The 15,743-nt window shown below is 69.4% G+C and carries 18 protein-coding genes; 7 read left to right on the forward strand and 11 right to left on the reverse strand.

Annotated elements, in window-relative coordinates:
- The first annotated feature begins 55 nt into the window (after positions 1-55).
- On the forward strand, positions 56-274 hold the full coding sequence (locus ASF25_RS16635) for a NepR family anti-sigma factor (protein ID WP_056306129.1): 219 nt from the start codon (positions 56-58) through the stop codon (positions 272-274).
- A 125-nt stretch (positions 275-399) separates the two neighbouring features.
- Here the strand turns inward: ASF25_RS16635 and ASF25_RS22190 are convergent, their stop codons facing one another.
- From ASF25_RS22190 to ASF25_RS16645, 3 genes are all read right to left on the reverse strand, one after another.
- Positions 400-576 carry a DUF1328 domain-containing protein gene (locus ASF25_RS22190; protein WP_003599466.1) on the reverse strand — a complete coding sequence of 59 codons (177 nt, stop codon included), beginning with the start codon at positions 574-576 and terminating at the stop codon, positions 400-402.
- 559 nt (positions 577-1,135) lie between these two features.
- Positions 1,136-2,545 (reverse strand): carbohydrate porin, encoded by a 1,410-nt coding sequence (locus ASF25_RS16640; RefSeq protein ID WP_244473068.1) that lies wholly within the window; start codon positions 2,543-2,545, stop codon positions 1,136-1,138.
- A 148-nt stretch (positions 2,546-2,693) separates the two neighbouring features.
- Complete coding sequence (locus ASF25_RS16645; protein WP_056305988.1) at positions 2,694-4,034, reverse strand: Nramp family divalent metal transporter; 1,341 nt, start codon at positions 4,032-4,034, stop codon at positions 2,694-2,696.
- Positions 4,035-4,199: 165 nt separating this feature from the next.
- Here ASF25_RS16645 and ASF25_RS16650 point away from each other — a divergent pair, with 165 nt between their 5' ends.
- Positions 4,200-5,117, forward strand: coding sequence for an MBL fold metallo-hydrolase (locus ASF25_RS16650; RefSeq protein ID WP_056306133.1), 918 nt, complete (start codon positions 4,200-4,202; stop codon positions 5,115-5,117).
- Positions 5,118-5,120: 3 nt separating this feature from the next.
- Here ASF25_RS16650 and ASF25_RS16655 read toward each other — a convergent pair whose 3' ends face one another.
- Entirely contained in the window at positions 5,121-5,900 is a 780-nt protein-coding gene (locus tag ASF25_RS16655) for a DUF1499 domain-containing protein (protein WP_056305989.1), read from the reverse strand.
- Between the two features lie 150 nt (positions 5,901-6,050).
- Here ASF25_RS16655 and ASF25_RS16660 point away from each other — a divergent pair, with 150 nt between their 5' ends.
- Positions 6,051-6,542, forward strand: a complete 492-nt coding sequence (locus ASF25_RS16660; protein WP_056173392.1) for a MarR family transcriptional regulator — start codon at positions 6,051-6,053, stop codon at positions 6,540-6,542.
- Here ASF25_RS16660 and ASF25_RS16665 read toward each other — a convergent pair.
- Together ASF25_RS16665 and ASF25_RS16670 are read right to left on the reverse strand one after the other, a co-directional pair.
- Positions 6,539-7,285 carry an HAD family hydrolase gene (locus ASF25_RS16665; protein WP_056305991.1) on the reverse strand — a complete coding sequence of 249 codons (747 nt, stop codon included), beginning with the start codon at positions 7,283-7,285 and terminating at the stop codon, positions 6,539-6,541. The two genes, ASF25_RS16660 and ASF25_RS16665, sit on opposite strands and share 4 nt — an antisense overlap.
- Complete coding sequence (locus tag ASF25_RS16670) at positions 7,275-7,829, reverse strand: hypothetical protein (RefSeq protein ID WP_056173385.1); 555 nt, start codon at positions 7,827-7,829, stop codon at positions 7,275-7,277. Before ASF25_RS16670 ends, ASF25_RS16665 begins: the two co-directional genes overlap by 11 nt.
- A gap of 112 nt (positions 7,830-7,941) precedes the next feature.
- Here ASF25_RS16670 and ASF25_RS16675 point away from each other — a divergent pair, with 112 nt between their 5' ends.
- From ASF25_RS16675 to ASF25_RS16685, 3 genes are all read left to right on the forward strand, one after another.
- Positions 7,942-9,339: an aminotransferase gene (locus ASF25_RS16675; protein WP_056173377.1), complete on the forward strand. Its 1,398-nt coding sequence runs from the start codon at positions 7,942-7,944 to the stop codon at positions 9,337-9,339.
- A gap of 299 nt (positions 9,340-9,638) precedes the next feature.
- Entirely contained in the window at positions 9,639-9,854 is a 216-nt protein-coding gene (locus ASF25_RS16680) for a hypothetical protein (RefSeq protein WP_056174120.1), read from the forward strand.
- 117 nt (positions 9,855-9,971) lie between these two features.
- Complete coding sequence (locus ASF25_RS16685) at positions 9,972-10,934, forward strand: metallophosphoesterase (RefSeq protein WP_056173374.1); 963 nt, start codon at positions 9,972-9,974, stop codon at positions 10,932-10,934.
- Between the two features lie 15 nt (positions 10,935-10,949).
- Here ASF25_RS16685 and ASF25_RS23920 read toward each other — a convergent pair whose 3' ends face one another.
- Positions 10,950-11,078, reverse strand: a complete 129-nt coding sequence (locus ASF25_RS23920; protein WP_274533103.1) for a hypothetical protein — start codon at positions 11,076-11,078, stop codon at positions 10,950-10,952.
- Positions 11,079-11,295: 217 nt separating this feature from the next.
- Here ASF25_RS23920 and ASF25_RS16690 point away from each other — a divergent pair, with 217 nt between their 5' ends.
- The gene (locus ASF25_RS16690) at positions 11,296-11,850 is read left to right on the forward strand and encodes a TerB family tellurite resistance protein (RefSeq protein ID WP_056173371.1); all 555 of its coding nucleotides are present in this window, start codon (positions 11,296-11,298) and stop codon (positions 11,848-11,850) included.
- A 124-nt stretch (positions 11,851-11,974) separates the two neighbouring features.
- Here the strand turns inward: ASF25_RS16690 and ASF25_RS16695 are convergent, their stop codons facing one another.
- The 4 genes from ASF25_RS16695 to ASF25_RS22195 all read right to left on the reverse strand — a co-directional run bounded on the left by ASF25_RS16695 (position 11,975) and on the right by ASF25_RS22195 (position 15,682).
- A complete protein-coding gene (locus tag ASF25_RS16695) occupies positions 11,975-13,507 on the reverse strand; it encodes an acyl-CoA carboxylase subunit beta (protein WP_056260978.1) in 1,533 nt (510 codons plus the stop codon).
- A gap of 120 nt (positions 13,508-13,627) precedes the next feature.
- Positions 13,628-14,461, reverse strand: a complete 834-nt coding sequence (locus ASF25_RS16700; RefSeq protein WP_056174118.1) for an ATP12 family protein — start codon at positions 14,459-14,461, stop codon at positions 13,628-13,630.
- Positions 14,462-14,523: 62 nt separating this feature from the next.
- The gene (locus ASF25_RS16705; RefSeq protein ID WP_056173366.1) at positions 14,524-15,183 is read right to left on the reverse strand and encodes an HAD-IA family hydrolase; all 660 of its coding nucleotides are present in this window, start codon (positions 15,181-15,183) and stop codon (positions 14,524-14,526) included.
- 13 nt (positions 15,184-15,196) lie between these two features.
- Positions 15,197-15,682, reverse strand: a complete 486-nt coding sequence (locus tag ASF25_RS22195; protein ID WP_082502849.1) for a hypothetical protein — start codon at positions 15,680-15,682, stop codon at positions 15,197-15,199.
- Between the last annotated feature and the right edge of the window lie 61 nt (positions 15,683-15,743).

Raw genomic sequence — 15,743 nt, forward strand, 5'->3', positions numbered from 1 at the left:
AAGCCGCAAAACAATCGCGGCGATGCCGGTGTCCGGCATCAAGGGGAATCGACGCATGAACACACACGACAAGGACGATCCCGCCCCTGGGGATCGTACCGTGCGTGCCGACGAGGACACCCGTGGCCGTGGCCTCAGCGACCACACCCAGAAGCGCATCGGTCTGCACCTTCGGGCCATGTACGATACGGTCGTGCAGCAACCGGTACCCGACCGCTTCCGCGATCTCATTGCCAAGCTCGAAGCGTCCCCGCCGGACGAAGCGACGTCCTAAGGCGCCGATCCGGCGCCCGTACCATCCGAATCGACGAGGGCCGCACGGCAATGCGCCGGCGGCCCTCATCGATCGCTTCGGGTGGGCCGATGCCCACCCGGCCGGTGCGTGCGAACCGGCGCCCGTCAGAGGGTTGGGGAACGTCCGCGCATCAGGCCGATGACGGCGGAGATGGCGAACAGAACGATGGCGACGAAGAACACGAGCTTTGCGGCTTCCATGGCGGTGCCGGCAATACCGCCGAAACCGAGCAGAGCTGCCACGAGGGCGACGACGAGGAATGTTACGGCCCAACCGAGCATCTGACTCTATCCTTCGAAAGATTTGGCGCAGCGTCAGGCTGCGACCTCATTGCAGCGATAACGCCAAGTTTTCGCCCCGGTTCCGGCGTCGTCCGGTCGGATTCACAGCGACTGCGAAGGATTTTCGCGCACGGCTCGTTTCAAACCTCAACGGCCGTGTGCCGCCTTGCCGGACCGGTGCTCGGCGTGCCAGATTTGCCGTCAAGCTCACGGCCCAGGGGGCAGCTGAGGGCGCAGCGGCGTGATGGTGCGACGGATCGACCTCCGGTCCTGCGCAGGCACGACATCGCTCCTTACCTGTCTCTTAACCGTCATCGGAACCGGCCCGTCGCCGGTCGCGTTCGGTACCCGTCGCTGATCAAGGAGCCCGTCATGAGTACATCGTTCGTCGGATCGATCGTGCGGCGCCTCGTGAAGGCAGCGGGTTCGGTTGGCGAAGCCGTGTCCCGTGGACTCGGCGCCCTGGTGGAAGGGTCGGCCCCCGCGCCGCAGCTCGTACCCGTGCGCGTTCGCCCCACGCGTCGGCGGTCGTAATCGCCTCGATCCGGGACGCGTCCGGTCAGTAGACCAAGGTCGAACGCATTCCGAAGACGAAACCACCCTTGATCCGTGTGTTCGGGCGCTCGGGGTCCGCGAGGCCGCCCCCAGGATTGAAGATGTACTGAAGATCCGGCTGCACGGTCCAGCCGGGTCTGATCTGGGCCTGATACGACAGTTCGAAGGTCGCTTCCGCCGTGCGGATCGGCTCCCCACTCGCCTGCAGGTCGACACGGTCGCGGTCGAAGCCGCGCGCGGCCTCACTGATCCGGGCGTAGATCACGCTGGCGCCGAACAGATCGTCCGGCCGCCCTGGGATCAAGCCGGCGACGACGACACCGCCATCCGCCCACAGGTCGATCGGGTTGCGGTCCGAGGGGCTCGCCGAGACGCGGGCGTAGACCGACACACCGCTCGATGGACCGCCCCCGCCCGGGCGGTAGAGTTGCTGATCTGCGACTGCGTAGATCCCACTGGTCCCGCGCAGGCGCCGCGCCGTCCCGAGGCTGGATCGATCCGCGAGGCGTAGGCCGTCCGCGCCGAAGCGCAGATCGTCGAACCGGCCGAAATGCCTGTATCCCCCGAGTTTCAGGGTTCCCGCGAGCGCAGGTGTCTCCGTCTCCTGGTTCCGCCGCATCTGGATCTCGGCCATCACCAGGGGCGGGTCGCCGACGCGAAAGTTCGTTCCGTACCGGTTGACCACGCGCTGGTCGCCGGGATCGCCGTTGAACACCGCCACCAGAGCCGAGAGGTCCGCGCCGGCTTCGTAGCGCAGGCGGATGCCGGGGGTGGCCAGGGGATAGGCCGGTCCGCCGCTCGGAAGGTTGGAGCCGGTGATCGTCGGCCAGTCGTTGCTGAGAAACGGCTTGCCCGTCTCGGAGGCGAAGAACTCCCCGTCGGCGGCGAGCTGCCCGATCCGCAGGCCGAGCCCCGAGTCCCACCGCCGTTCGAGCCAGAGTTCCGACAGGCGGGTGGTGGGATACGCTTCGATGTTGCTGACCGTGATGAGCCGTTGAAAACTTCGGTCGCGCAGGCCGCCGGTGTCGTGAATCCGGAAGGCGTTGGCAAAAGCGCTCACGCCGTCGAGGCCCGCGAGGCGCTCGAGGTCGAGCCTGAGGATGGCCTCGACCTTGCCCGCGTAGATCGGGCCGGTGCGCACGCCGCCATGGGGATTCCCCAGCACTTCGTCGGTCGACAGCAGGGTCAGATTCACTCCGCGTGCGGCCCAGGCGGCGCGAAGGCCGCCGGGATCGCCCCACGGGCCGAGCGACGACCGGATCGAGACCGGGAAATCACCCTGCGGCTCGGCGGCGGCCGATTGCGGCGGCCGTTCGGGGATCTCCCCGGGAGCCTGCGCCAGGGCGAGCGGCGGGGTTGCTGAGATCATCAGGGAGACGAATGCCGCCCGCCAGGCGCGGGGTGGACCGGACATGGTGAAGCCTCTGCTGGAAGAGTAAGCCACGGCTATGTTTTCAAGGTGTGTTTGTCCGGCGGCGCCCGGGTGTGCCCCGGGTCCGTTTCCGTCGTGCGGTGGTCCGGAAGAGGCAGCCCGCGACCCTCTCGGGCTGCGGGCCGCCGGATCAGGCGCCCAAGACGGTGTCGATCAGGAGCTTGACGTTGAGGACGACGATCAGCCCGGCGATGGCCCAGGACAGGACCTTCAGCCACCCGGGAATCACCAGGGCGCCCATCTTGCTCCGATCGGAGACGAACCGGACCAGGGGGATCACGGCAAACGGCAACTGCATCGACAGCACCACTTGGCTCAGGACGAGGAGGCGGGCGGTGCCCTGTTCGCCGTAGAGCGCCGTGACGACGATCACCGGCACGATGGCAATGCTCCGGGTGATGAGCCGGCGCGCCCAGTCGGGGATGCGCAACCGCAGGAAGCCTTCCATGACGATCTGGCCGGCAAGCGTCGCGGTCACGGTGGAATTCAGCCCCGAGGCGAGGAGTGCCACGGCGAACAGGGTCGAGGCGATGCCGGCTCCGAGGAGCGGCGACAGGAGCTCGTAGGCCTGTTCGATCTCCTGCACGTCGGTCCGCCCGTTGGCGTGGAAGACCGAGGCCGCCAGGATGAGGATCGCCGCATTGACGAACAGCGCCAGCATCAGCGCGATGGTGGAATCCGTGAAGGCGAAGCGGTAGGCCGCGCGCTTGCCCTCGTCGGTGCGCGGGTAGGCGCGGGTCTGTACGATGGAGGAGTGCAGGTAGAGGTTATGCGGCATCACCGTGGCGCCGATGATGCCGATGGCGATGTAGAGGGCCGCCGGGTTCGTCACGATCTCGGGCGTCGGCAGGAAACCGCCGAGCACCGCCTGCAGGGGTGGGCTCGCCAGGGCGATCTGCACACCGAAGCAGACGAAGATCACGCCGAGCAGCGCGATCACGAACGCTTCGAGGGCGCGAAAGCCGCGCCGCATCAGCAGCAGGATCAGGAACACGTCCAGCGCCGTGATCGTCGCCCCCAGCACGAGGGGAATGCCGAACAGGAGCTTGAGGGCTATGGCGGTGCCGATCACCTCGGCGAGGTCGCAGGCGATGATCGCCGCCTCGCAGGCGAGCCACAGGACGAGGCCGACGGGACGCGAATAGTGGTCGCGGCAGGCCTGGGCGAGGTCGCGGCCCGTGGCGATGCCGAGCCGCGCGGCCAGCGCCTGCAGCACGATGGCCATGAGGTTCGAGAGCAGGATGACGGAGAGCAGGGTGTAGCCGAACTGGGCCCCCCCGGCGATGTCGGTGGCCCAGTTGCCCGGGTCCATGTAGCCGACCGAGATCATGTACCCCGGCCCGATGAAGGCCAGGAGCCGGCGCAGCCACGTCCCGGTGGCGAGCACCGGAACGCTGCCGTTCATGGCGCCGAGGCTCGGCTGCTCCTGCGTGTCGCGGTGGAAGCGCCACGTGCCGTCCTGATAACCCATCGTTCCGTACGGTCCCTCGGTGACGGCGCGGCTCCGCGCCCAGCTTGCCTTCTCGCGATATAGCATTGGCTATAATGAAAATAAAAGGCTTCATTCCCGTGGCGTTGTCGCGCGCCCGGGGATCGCGTAGGGGCGGGCATGTCCATGGACCTCCCCGGAGACCGCATGAGCGAAACGCGCGACGATCCGGACTTCGACTCGGGCGCTCCCACGAGTGGCGAGGCGCAGCGGCTGTCGGCCCTGATCCGGCGCCGCGTCTGCTCCAACGCGAGCCCGTTCACGGCGAGCGGCACCTGCACCTACATCGTCGGCAGCGGTGCCGTCGCGGTCATCGACCCCGGCCCGGAGGATGCGGCTCACATCGACGCGCTCCTGGCCTCGATCGCCGGCGAGCGGGTCGAGGCCATCGTGGTCACCCACACCCATCGCGACCATTCGCCGGCAGCGCGCCTGCTCCAGGCCCGCACGGGGGCGCCCATCGTCGGCTGCGGACCGCACCGGGCGGCGCGCGATCTGGCCGAGGGCGAGTTCCCGCACCTCGACGCGAGTGCGGACCGCGACCATGTCCCGGATCGCCTCATGCGCGAGGGCGATACCCTGACGGGGGATGGCTGGACCCTGGAGGCGGTGGAGACCCCGGGCCACACCATGAACCACCTCGCCTTCGCGCTGCCGCAAGAATCCGCCCTGTTCTCGGGCGATCACGTCATGGCTTGGTCGACGAGCATCGTGGCGCCGCCGGACGGCTCCATGCGGGCCTACATGGCCTCCCTCGACAAGCTCCGCGAGCGGACCGAGACCGTGTACTGGCCGGGGCATGGCGGTCCGGTTCGGGACCCGCGCCGGTTCGTCCGCGGGCTCAGCGCCCATCGCCGGCAGCGCGAGACGACGATCCGTGCGCGGATCGAGGCCGGCGACCGCGATATCCGCGCCATCGTCGGGGCGATCTACCAGGGGCTGAATCCAGCCCTCCGGGGCGCCGCCGCCCTATCGGTCTTCGCCCATCTGGAGGATCTGGTGGAGCGCGGCCTCGTCGTCACCGAGGGGCCACCGCGCCTGGAGGGGCGCTACGCCCCCGCCTGACGCCTATTTGACGGCGATGGCGAGGTTGGCGACCTCGTCGAGATAGGCGCGGATGCGGTCGGCGTTGCCGCCGAAATCGTGGCTCCCGAGGCGGGACGCGGAGCGCACGTCGATCCGGGCACCATCGGCCCGGGGATGGACCCGGACGGTGACGTCGTCGGCGAGGTTGAGCAGGAGGCCACGCGACACTGCCTCGATCCGGCCGTTGCCGATCCGGCCGCCGGGGCGGATCGCCTCGACGATCTGCCAGCGCCGATTCACCGCCGCCTTGCGGGCGAGCTCGAACGCGACGTCGGCATCGAGGTCGAGGGTCAAGGGCGCGACCTGCGGATAGGCCGCGCGCTGGCTGGCCCGCGCCGCCGGTCCGGGGTCCGGCGGATAGCGCCCGTCCCGAGCCGCGAAGGCGGTGCGCGAGCGCGAGAACGCCGGTGGGTTGTCGATATCGGTGGAGATATCCGTGAGTGCGGGCAGGCGCAGGGCCCGCAGGCCCACGAAGGCCGGATAGGCGAGGATCAGGCAGGCCACGAACAGCCCGGCCAGCGCCGCGCCGAGGCCGCGCGCGCCCTCGCGCCAGACCCGTACGAAGGCGAACGCCGCGAGCCCCACGGCGGTGACGGCGAGGACCAGGCCGGCGCCGAGGGTCGCCAGGGCCGGACCGGCCTCCGCACGCGGATCGCGCACGAGCACGAGGGCGAACAGGCTGACGAACAGGGCGAGGCCGGCGACCGTGCGGGCGAGCGGGCCGGCGCGGGTGACGGGCTCCTCGAAGGGCAGACGACGCATGGGTTTGACGACGATCCCTGTCGGGCACGCTGCCCCTCGCGCGGCCGCGGGAGACTCCGAGGCGGCCCGCCGAGCTTTACCGGGCGTCGGCACCGCGCGCCACCCGCCCGTGCTTCCGCTGCCCACCGGTTCTGCTATAGCGAGGCGACCATGAGCGCGACCGCCCCAGACCGATCCGCGGCGTTGCCGGAGGCCGAGACCCCGGATCCGCTTCGGGTCTGGTTCCGGTTCATCCGCCTCAACCGCCGCGTCACCGCCGCCATGGGCGCGGAACTGCGTGGGCTGGGCCTCTCGATCCCGCAATTCGATGCGCTGTCCACCCTGACCGAGCGCGAGGGCGCCACCCAGCAGGATCTCGCGGCGCGGCTCTATGTCACGAAGGGGAATGTCTCCGGCCTGGTCGATCGCCTGGTGGAGGCCGGATGGGTCGAGCGCCGCGCGATCCCCGGGGACCGGCGCTCGCACGCCCTCCACCTCACGCGTGCCGGCGCGGATCTCGCCGCCCGTGGCATCGCGGCTCAGAAGGCCTACGTCGCCCGGACCCTCGGCCGTCTCGCTCCGGAGGACATCGCCGGGTTCGAGCGGCTGGTGCTGCGCTGGCGCGATGTCGCCCGCGAGGATGCGGCCGCTCCCCGGGGCTAGCCTTGAGTCTTCGCGCCTTCGATCTCGGCCAGCAGGGCGGGCAGGTCGTCGATGGAGCCGATGACGTGATCGGCCAGGGCCGCCATGGTCTCGCGGGCGCCCTCCCCCGCCGGTCCGCTGAGCACCGCGATGGCGACAGCCCCCGCGGCCCGTGCCGCCTGGGTGTCGGCGGGCGTATCGCCCACCAGCGCGACGCGGGACGGGTCGACCCCGAGATGAGCGGCGAAGGCCAGGACCATGCCGGGCTCGGGCTTGGCCCCGTGCCCGGAATCGTAACCGGCGAGGAATCCGAGATGCGGCATCAGACCCAGCACCGCGGACTGGGCCCGGGCGGACGCTTCCGCGTCGTTGGTGGCGATGCCGAGCGCGTAGCCTCCCGCGGCCAGATGCGCGAGAAGGTCCGCCGGTGCGCCGATGGGATGGAGCGAGCGCAGGGCGGCCTCGCGGAACAGCCGGTCCATCTCGGCGTACAGCTCCGGTCCGGCGGGACGGCCGAGCACCCGCGCCCAGAGCGGCCCGTAGATCGAGGATGCACCGGCGAGGAGCGGCGACGTCGGCAGGAAGCGCCGCTCGGCCTCGACGTAGTGGCTCACGCGCATCAGATCTTCGAAGCGGCCGCGGTCCCCGCCCGTGAGGGTCGCCATCACCGCGTGGGCGGCGGGGCCCCAGGTGCGGTCGAAATCGACGAGCGTCCCGTCCTTGTCGAACAGGATGCCGCACAATCCCCCGCGCTCACGCCGCATGGGAAACTTTCTCGACCTCGATGACGATGCCGGTGGGCGTCACGCGCTCGCGGGCCACCATACGGTCGCCGGGCTCGAATACGCCGAGGTTCACGTCGCGGTCGGGCAGCACCACGGTGGTGACCTTGTTGAGATGGACCAGCACGTGGCGCTTCTGCGGCAGGGACGACGCGGCCCAGCGCTTGAGCTGGGTATAGTACGGCTCGCGCCGCCAGGCGTTGGGCTGGCCGGGATCGACCTGCACGTTCATGTGGCGCGACACGGGATCGAGGCTGAGCACCATCTTGGCGCGGTCCGGCTTCCATTCGGGGCCGAGCCAGGCCTCCGTCATCCAGAGGCAGTGGAAGGCCCGGCAATGGTCCGGCCGGCTGGCGTGGATGGCGCACCCGCGGCCTTGGGCAGTGTGCCGGCACCATTGCCCGGCGGTGCTCTCGACGGCCGGCACATCGTAGACCTTGCAGCACAGGGTGCAGGGGCCGCAGGCCCGCCCGGGGGCGGGTGTGGCGATGACGCTCGCGGGGTCGAGGGTGGTGGGCGAGAGCATGACAGCGTGCGTCCGGTGCGACGGTGAGCGGGTTTATGCCCGGGCATCGGGCCGTTAGTGTGGCCGCTCCGATCAGGGCCCCGTGCGGCCCGCTTCATGGAACGGACACCCGATGCTCTCGAACCTGGCGGCCCGCGACGTCGAGACCCTCATCCACCCCTACACCAACCTCGCGACCTTCCGCGAGACCGGGGGGTTGGTCCTGGAGCGCGGCCATGGCGTCTGGGTCTACGACAGCGACGGTCGTCCGTATCTCGAAGGCATGGCCGGCCTGTGGTGCACGGCACTCGGCTATTCCAACGAGGAGCTGGTGGAGGCGGCGAAAGAGCAGATGTCGCGTCTGCCGTTCACGCACCTGTTCTCGGGCCGCAGCCACGACCCGGCCATCGAGCTCGCCGAGACCCTGAAGGAGCTCATGCCGGTCCCGACCTCGAAGATCTTCTTCACTTCGTCGGGCTCCGAGGCCAACGACACCCAGGTCAAGCTGACCTGGTACCTGAACAACGCGCTCGGCCGGCCGAAGAAGAAGAAGATCATCTCCCACGTGAAGGGCTACCACGGCGTCACGGTGGCCACCGCCTCGATGACCGGGCTGCCCGCCAACCATGCCGATTGGGACCTGCCCCTGCCGGGCTTCCTCCACACGGGCTGCCCGCACCATTACCGCTACGGCGAAGCGGGCGAGACCGAGGAGGCGTTCGCCACGCGTCTCGCCGCCGAACTCGAGGCCCTCATCCAGCGTGAAGGCCCCGACACGGTGGCGGCGTTCGTGGCCGAGCCGGTGCTGGGGGCCGGTGGCGCCATCGTGCCGCCGGCGGGCTACTACGCCAAGATCCAGGCGGTGCTCGACCGCCACGACGTGCGCTTCATCGCCGACGAGGTGATCTGCGGCTTCGGGCGGCTCGGCACCTGGTTCGGGTCCGAGGCCATGGGCATGCGGCCCGACAGCCTGTCCTTCGCCAAGGCGGTGACCTCCGGCTACATGCCGCTCGGCGGCATCTCCATCGACGAGCCGCTCTATCGGCACATGGTCTCGCAGAGCGCCAAGCTCGGCACCTTCGGTCACGGCACCACCTATTCCGGGCACCCCGTCGCCTGTGCGGTGGCCCTCAAGACCATTGCGATCTACCGCCGCGACGGGATCATCGAGGGCGTCGCCCGCAAGGCGCCGCATTTCCAGGCCCGCCTGTCGGCACTCGCCGATCACCCCATCGTCGGCGAGGCGCGCGGGCTCGGCCTCATCGGCGGTCTCGAAATCGTCGCCGATAAGAAGACGAAGCGGCAGTACGACCCCAAGCTGGGCGTTGCCGCCCGGTGCGTCGCGTTCGCTCAGGCCGAGGGTTTGATCGTCCGGTTTCTCGCCGGCGACCGCGTCGCCGTGTGCCCGCCCCTCGTCATCGCGCCCGACGAGATCGACACCCTGTTCGATCGCCTGACCCGTGCCCTCGATCGGACCCAGGCGTGGATCGCCGCGGAAGGGCTCGAAGCCATGTCCCACGCCCGTGGCTGACGGGCCACACGCCAGCTGTATTCAAGCAACGACCGCATTGCGGTGCGGGTTATTGCAATGCCGCAACGTCGATCACGGATCTGTTGCCTCGGCTGTCTGTGACGAGAAACAAGGCTGCCGTGATTTCGGGCATCCGCGTAGTCTTAATCCGCCATTCATATTGCGACCACCTTTATGGTTGCTGTGAAGCTCGACACGCGTCCGGGTCGAACCGCAAGGTGCCCGCGAGCGTGGGGCGACCGGGCGGGTCAGGACACCCCGGCGGCCGCCGTATGAGCGCAAAGCAGGACACCCGTTTCATGTACGCCCCCGATCAGACCCAGAGCGCCGCCCCCGAACTCGACCGTCGTACCCCCGCCTCCGGCCGGGTCGCGGAGAGCTTCCGGCCCGTGGCCCTTCCGGCGCTTGCCGCCGCGGTCCTCGTGTCGGCTCTGGCGGGCAAGGCGGTGGCGACCCGGGCAAAGGCTGCCCGGATGGCGGCGCGCTTCGAGCACGAGGACGCTCCGCAGGTCTGATGCTCGGGTGGTCCTTCGGTGGTGCGGGGACCGTCTGAATCGCCCTGCGCCGTCGTCAATTCGTCACCATTGGCGCCGAGGGAGACGGGATCGGCCCGTCACCCGAGGACCCTTTCGATGTTGATCCTGCCGAGTCGCAGGCAAGTGCTGGGCGGCCTCGGCGCGGCGGGCGTTCTCGGCCTATCCACCGGGGCCTATGCCTTCGTCATCGAGCCGCGCTTCCGCCTCGTCGTGACCCGGTACAGCCCGGTGCTTCCACGCTGGACGCCGGGCTTGCGCCTGCGGGTCGCGGTCCTAGCGGATTTTCACGTCGGCGAGCCGTTCATGCCCCTCGACCGCATCGCCGAGATCGTCGATGCGACCAACGCGCTGAAGCCGGACCTGATCCTGATGCTGGGCGACTATCCGGCGAGTCCGACCGTCACCTTCCGCAAGGTGCCGCTGATGGAGTTCGCCCGGGTGGTCGAGGGCCTGCGCGCACCCCTCGGCGTCCACGCCATCCTGGGCAATCACGACTGGTGGGATGACGCCGACACGCAGGCGGGCAGAAGCGACGTCACCGAGGCGCAGCGCGTGCTGGAGGCGCGCGGCATCCCGGTGATGGAGAACACCGTGCTTCGCTTGGAGAAGGACGGGCACCCGTTCTGGATCGCGGGCCTCGGCGACCAGGAGCCGTTCGTGAAGGTCGGCAATTACGAGGGCCGCGACGACCTGCCCGGCACCCTCGCGCAGATCACCGATCCGGCCCCGGTGCTCCTCATGGTGCACGAGCCCGACGTATTTCTCGATGTGCCCGACCGCGTCTCCCTCACCCTCGCGGGCCACACCCATGGGGGTCAGATCCGCCTGTTCGGCTACTCACCCGTGATTCCATCGCGAAAAGGCAACGACTTCGCCTACGGGCACGTGGTGCTGAAGAACCGGCACATGATCGTCTCGGGCGGCTTCGGCGTCAGCCGGGTCCCGGTGCGCTTCGGCGTTCCGCCCGAGATCGTCCTGCTCGAACTCGGTGGTGCGGCAGGACCCGGCATCGTCACGCCCGGTCACGCCGTGCAGGAAGACGCGCTCCGGCACGGCTGACGGTTCGCCGGACTGTTATTTCTTGGCGTTCTTCACCGCCGCGCTGACCATATCCTTGGTCGAGGCCGCCGCCGCGATGGTCTTGACCACGGGCTTTTTCGGCTTCTTCGCTTCGCGACTGCCGCGTTTGTTTTCGGTCGCCATGATGGTCTCCTCGATCGTCCGGGGGACGATCATGGCACGACTTTCTAAAACCACAGCACAGAAACTGAGAAATCCCCTGCACTACCTTGAATACGGGTATCTTCAACAGACGCTCACATCGTGGATAAGTCGTTTCCCGATCACGGGGATTTGACCATCTCCTCGGTCTGTGTTGCGCTCGTGTTCGACCCGATTCATCGTTCGCGGAGCATGTAGTTTGCCGATCCTCCTCCTTGCCTTGGCCATCGTGGCGGGCGTCGTGTTCTGGGTCTTGCGGGTGCACGGCACCGTCTCGCAACTCCGCGAGGTCGACCGGGACACGAAGGGGCTGCAGCGCCGCGCGCGAAGCGCCTTCACCGATTTCTTCGGATCACCCCTCCAGCGCGTCAACGATGTCAGGCTGGCCGCCGTGATCCTGCTGATCCAGATCGTGCGCACCGGCAGTCCGATCACCGCCGCGGAGAAGACGCGCATCCTCGAAGTCATGGAGACGCCCCTGGAGATCGAGCGGATCTCCCAGATGTTCGAGCGGGCCTGGACCTACACGCAGCCACGCCACCCGTTCTCGCAAATCGCCGATCCCCTGGTGCCGCTGTTGAAGGCCCACCTGACGGAGGCCGAGCGGCTGCAGTTCGTTGAACTCGTGAGATCGGTCGCCTCCGCGCATTCGGCGCCGAGCGAGTTGCAGCGGGAGGCATTGATCCGTCTGAAACGGCGCCTCGTGGCGGATCGGCCAATCCTCGCGACCAGCCGAACCGACGGCCACGGCTGATGGATATCGAGAACGAAACCGCCGGCCCGGAGGTGTCGGGCCGGCGATTTCGGTCTGCCTCATGCGCAGCATGGGCCCGTGTCCGGCCTGCGCGCCCGGCGAGCGGGACTCCGGCTCCCTGCCCTCAGAGCGGGATGTTGTCGTGCTTCTTCCAGGGCTGCTCCATCTCCTTGGTGCGCAGCATGCCCAACGCCCGGGCGATGCGCTTGCGGGTGGAGTGGGGCATGATCACCTCGTCGATGTAGCCGCGCTCGGCCGCCACGAAGGGCGACAGGAAGCGGTCCTCGTACTCGCTCGTCCGCTCCGCGATCTTCTCCGGGTCGCCGATTTCGCTCCGGAAGATGATCTCCACAGCACCCTTGGCGCCCATCACGGCGATCTGGGCCGTCGGCCAGGCGTAGTTGAGGTCGGCGCCGACGTGCTTGGAGGCCATCACGTCGTAGGCGCCGCCGAACGCCTTGCGGGTGATGATGGTGACCAGCGGCACGGTCGCTTGGGAGTAGGCGAACAGCAGCTTGGCGCCGTGCTTGATCAGGCCGCCGTATTCCTGGGCGGTGCCGGGCAGGAAGCCCGGTACGTCGACGAAGGTGACGATCGGGATCGAGAACGCGTCGCAGAAGCGCACGAAGCGGGCGGCTTTTCGCGATGCATCGGAATCGAGCACGCCGGCCAGCACCATGGGCTGGTTGGCGACGAAGCCGACGGTGCGGCCTTCGATGCGGCCGAAGCCCGTCATGATGTTGCGGGCGTAGGTCGCCTGGATCTCGAAGAAGTCGCCCTCGTCGGCCACGCGGCGGATGAGCTCGCCCATGTCGTAGGGCTTGTTCGGGTTGTCGGGGATGAGCGTGTCGAGGCTCATGTCGAGGCGCAGCGGATCGTCGAAGCTCTCGAGCTCTGGCACGCCGTCGATGTTGTTGGCGGGCAGGAAGTCGACGAGGCGGCGGATCTGCAGCAACGCCTCGACGTCGTTCTCGAACGAGCCGTCGGCGATGGAGGACTTGGTGGTGTGGACCTTGGCCCCACCCAGTTCCTCGGCGGTCACGACCTCGTTGGTGACGGTCTTGACCACGTCGGGGCCGGTCACGAACATGTAGCTCGTGTCGCGCACCATGAAGATGAAGTCGGTCATGGCCGGCGAGTAGACGTCGCCGCCGGCGCACGGGCCCATGATGACGGAGATCTGCGGGATGACGCCGGAGGCGGCGACGTTGCGGCGGAAGACCTCGCCGTAGCCGCCGAGCGCCGCGACGCCCTCCTGGATGCGGGCGCCGCCGGCATCGAAGATGCCGATGATCGGGGCGCGCATCTTCAGGGCCATGTCCTGGACCTTGACGATCTTGGCCGCGTGCGACTCCGACAGGGAGCCGCCGAACACCGTGAAGTCCTTCGAGAACAGGAAGACGGTGCGGCCGTTGATGGTGCCCCAGCCGGTGACGACGCCGTCGCCGGGGATCTTCTGCTTCTCCATCCCGAAATCGGTCGAGCGGTGCTGCACGAACATGTCGAATTCCTCGAACGACCCATGGTCGAGGAGGAGTTCGATGCGCTCGCGCGCCGTCAGCTTGCCGCGCTTGTGCTGGGCCACGACGCGGTTCTCACCGCCGCCGAGGCGGGCCTGGGCGCGCCGCTCCTCGAGCCGTTCGAGAATGTCTTTCATGCGGAAAACGCCTTGCCTTGGAGAGATGACGGGACCCGCGCCCACGGGCTCTCTCGCGAGAGCCCAACGGCTACGGTTTGAAGCGCACTTAGCACGCGGCGCTTTCAGCGAAAATGGATTTCAAGTCTTCGGCGAACCACGTTCCGGCTCTCGGCGCGCCAGTGCGGCGAGGTGGGCTGCCGCCTCGAACTCGGCCGTGCGCAGGGCGTGGCGCGCCGCCGCCTCGGCGTCCGTGCCCCAGACGCTCGCCTGATAGGTCTCGTCCACGTGGGCGGCGGCCCAGGCCTCGGCCGGCGTGAGATGCCCGGCGAGCACGGCCAGCGCCAGGACGAGGGAGCCCGTGAGGGTCGTCAGGGTGTGGAGGGCCGCAAGCCGGAACGGCCCGTCCGTCGCCGCGATGGCCCGGCGCAGGGCCGCGACGGTGTCCTCCGGTTGGGCGACGTGCATCACCCCTTCGCCGAGGATGAAGCGGGCGCCGAGATTCTCGCGGGCCCAGTCGAGCACGGGGTCCCAGGCGGCGGATTGCGCGGCTACGAGGCGATCCGGCTCACCGGCCCGGTAGGCGAGGAGGTCGGTGCCCGCATAGGCCGAGAGGTCGTCGATCACCGCGTCGCGCCGGGGGGCGACGCCATCGATGGCGGTGTTGGCGAGCCGCGTCAGCGGCATGGTCGCGGGATCGATCACCCCGACCTGCGCCTCCCATTCCCTCGCCACGGCCTCGGCGAGCCCTCGGTTCGGCAGAACGAGGGGGTTGCGCGCCGGCGTGTGGGCAGGGCGGCCGTCGAGGGTCAGGCGCAGGCCGCCCTCGGCCTCGGCGAGTCCGGCGGCGGCGTAGAAGCGCTTCGGCAGGGCCGGCTTGCCGGGGCCGCGGGCGGAGGCGGTGGGGTCGGCAGCGGGCTTCGGGGGCGGGGCGTCGGCGCCGCCGAGCCAGTCGGATTTGGGATCGTCGCTCATGGGCCGGGGATAGCGCATCGGCGCGGCGCCCGCGAGACCCGCCGCCATCCCGGATCCGGGGATCAGGGGTGGGCGGGGCCGGGAAACAGCTCGCCGAGGGCGGTCGCAGTGTCCACCACCGTCGCGGCACCGGCGCCGAACAGGGCACCGGCCGGATGGTAGCCCCAGCCGACCCCGATGGCGACGGCGCCTGCGCTCACCGCCATCTCCATGTCGTAGGTGGTGTCGCCGATCATCACCGTGGTCTCGGGCGTGGCGCCGGCCTCCGCCATGGCCTGGCGCAGCATGGTCGGGTCGGGCTTCGAGGGCGCGTCGTCGGCAGATTGGGTGGTGGCGAACCAGCCCCGCCAGCCATGGGTCTCGATGAGCCGGTCCACCCCGCGCCGGGCCTTGCCGGTGGCGATGCCGAGCCGGATGTCGCTTCGGGCGTGCAGGCGCTGGAGCAGCGCCTCCATACCGGGGAACAGCGGCTCCTCGTAGTTCGGGTCGAGGCGCAGCAGGTTGAAGGCACGCCGGTAGCTTTCCGACAGGCCGTCCACCGGACCCTCGTCGCCGACGAGGCGCCGGAACGCCTGAGGCAGGGACAGGCCGACGACGGAGAGGGACTCGGCCCGGCTCGGGGCCGCGAGGCCGTGCTCGGCGAAGGCGAGGCCCTGCGCCGCCACGATGAGGTGCTGGCTGTCGATGAGGGTGCCATCGACGTCGAAGACGATGAGCGTCACGGGGGGGCGCCCGTCACGGCTGGCGCGCCGGTGCGGACTGGGGCTGACGCGGACGTTCATAGCCGAGCTTGCACCGGATGAGAAAGCGGCGTCGCGCCCCGCCGCGCAGGCCACGGGCATGGGCCTGCCGGTTGCAGCTCGCGTAGGACGCCCGAGCGCGCCGGCCCGCACCCGCCGCGCGTCCGCCCGGCGCCTGGGCCGCCTGGGTCGGGAGCTGGCCGGGGTTGGCCTGTCGTGGAGCGGGCGTCGGTTGCGGCGCCGTGGCCTGGTTCGGATTGGATTGGCCGGCGCCCGCTTGTCCAGGGTTCGCTTGTCCAGGGTTCGTCTGTCCAGGACCGGTCGTACCGGAGGTTGCCGAGCGCTGCTGGGCGGGGGACGGGGGCGTGGGTGCCGGTCGCACCTGCGGAGCCGTCGGCGCCGTTTGCGCCAGGGTGCCGGACGCGAGTGTCAGCAGGGACAGGGACAGGAGCGCGCTACAGGCGACAGTCGCGGGGTTCATGGACGTGACCTTCGAGACGGCTTGCGAGACGACCCGCAGGCCAGCTTGGCGCGGTTGAGGT

The sequence above is a fragment of the Methylobacterium sp. Leaf100 genome (assembly GCF_001422845.1).
Classification (GTDB): Bacteria; Pseudomonadota; Alphaproteobacteria; order Rhizobiales; family Beijerinckiaceae; genus Methylobacterium.

Bases quoted from the DNA above. Each gene is read 5' to 3' on its own strand.
- ASF25_RS16635 (WP_056306129.1), top strand. From the start codon at position 56: ATGAACACACACGACAAGGACGATCCCGCCCCTGGGGATCGTACCGTG.
- ASF25_RS22190 (WP_003599466.1), bottom strand. From the start codon at position 576: ATGCTCGGTTGGGCCGTAACATTCCTCGTCGTCGCCCTCGTGGCAGCT.
- ASF25_RS16640 (WP_244473068.1), bottom strand. From the start codon at position 2,545: ATGTCCGGTCCACCCCGCGCCTGGCGGGCGGCATTCGTCTCCCTGATG.
- ASF25_RS16645 (WP_056305988.1), bottom strand. From the start codon at position 4,034: ATGGGTTATCAGGACGGCACGTGGCGCTTCCACCGCGACACGCAGGAG.
- ASF25_RS16650 (WP_056306133.1), top strand. From the start codon at position 4,200: ATGAGCGAAACGCGCGACGATCCGGACTTCGACTCGGGCGCTCCCACG.
- ASF25_RS16655 (WP_056305989.1), bottom strand. From the start codon at position 5,900: ATGCGTCGTCTGCCCTTCGAGGAGCCCGTCACCCGCGCCGGCCCGCTC.
- ASF25_RS16660 (WP_056173392.1), top strand. From the start codon at position 6,051: ATGAGCGCGACCGCCCCAGACCGATCCGCGGCGTTGCCGGAGGCCGAG.
- ASF25_RS16665 (WP_056305991.1), bottom strand. From the start codon at position 7,285: ATGCGGCGTGAGCGCGGGGGATTGTGCGGCATCCTGTTCGACAAGGAC.
- ASF25_RS16670 (WP_056173385.1), bottom strand. From the start codon at position 7,829: ATGCTCTCGCCCACCACCCTCGACCCCGCGAGCGTCATCGCCACACCC.
- ASF25_RS16675 (WP_056173377.1), top strand. From the start codon at position 7,942: ATGCTCTCGAACCTGGCGGCCCGCGACGTCGAGACCCTCATCCACCCC.
- ASF25_RS16680 (WP_056174120.1), top strand. From the start codon at position 9,639: ATGTACGCCCCCGATCAGACCCAGAGCGCCGCCCCCGAACTCGACCGT.
- ASF25_RS16685 (WP_056173374.1), top strand. From the start codon at position 9,972: ATGTTGATCCTGCCGAGTCGCAGGCAAGTGCTGGGCGGCCTCGGCGCG.
- ASF25_RS23920 (WP_274533103.1), bottom strand. From the start codon at position 11,078: ATGGCGACCGAAAACAAACGCGGCAGTCGCGAAGCGAAGAAGCCGAAA.
- ASF25_RS16695 (WP_056260978.1), bottom strand. From the start codon at position 13,507: ATGAAAGACATTCTCGAACGGCTCGAGGAGCGGCGCGCCCAGGCCCGC.
- ASF25_RS16700 (WP_056174118.1), bottom strand. From the start codon at position 14,461: ATGAGCGACGATCCCAAATCCGACTGGCTCGGCGGCGCCGACGCCCCG.
- ASF25_RS22195 (WP_082502849.1), bottom strand. From the start codon at position 15,682: ATGAACCCCGCGACTGTCGCCTGTAGCGCGCTCCTGTCCCTGTCCCTG.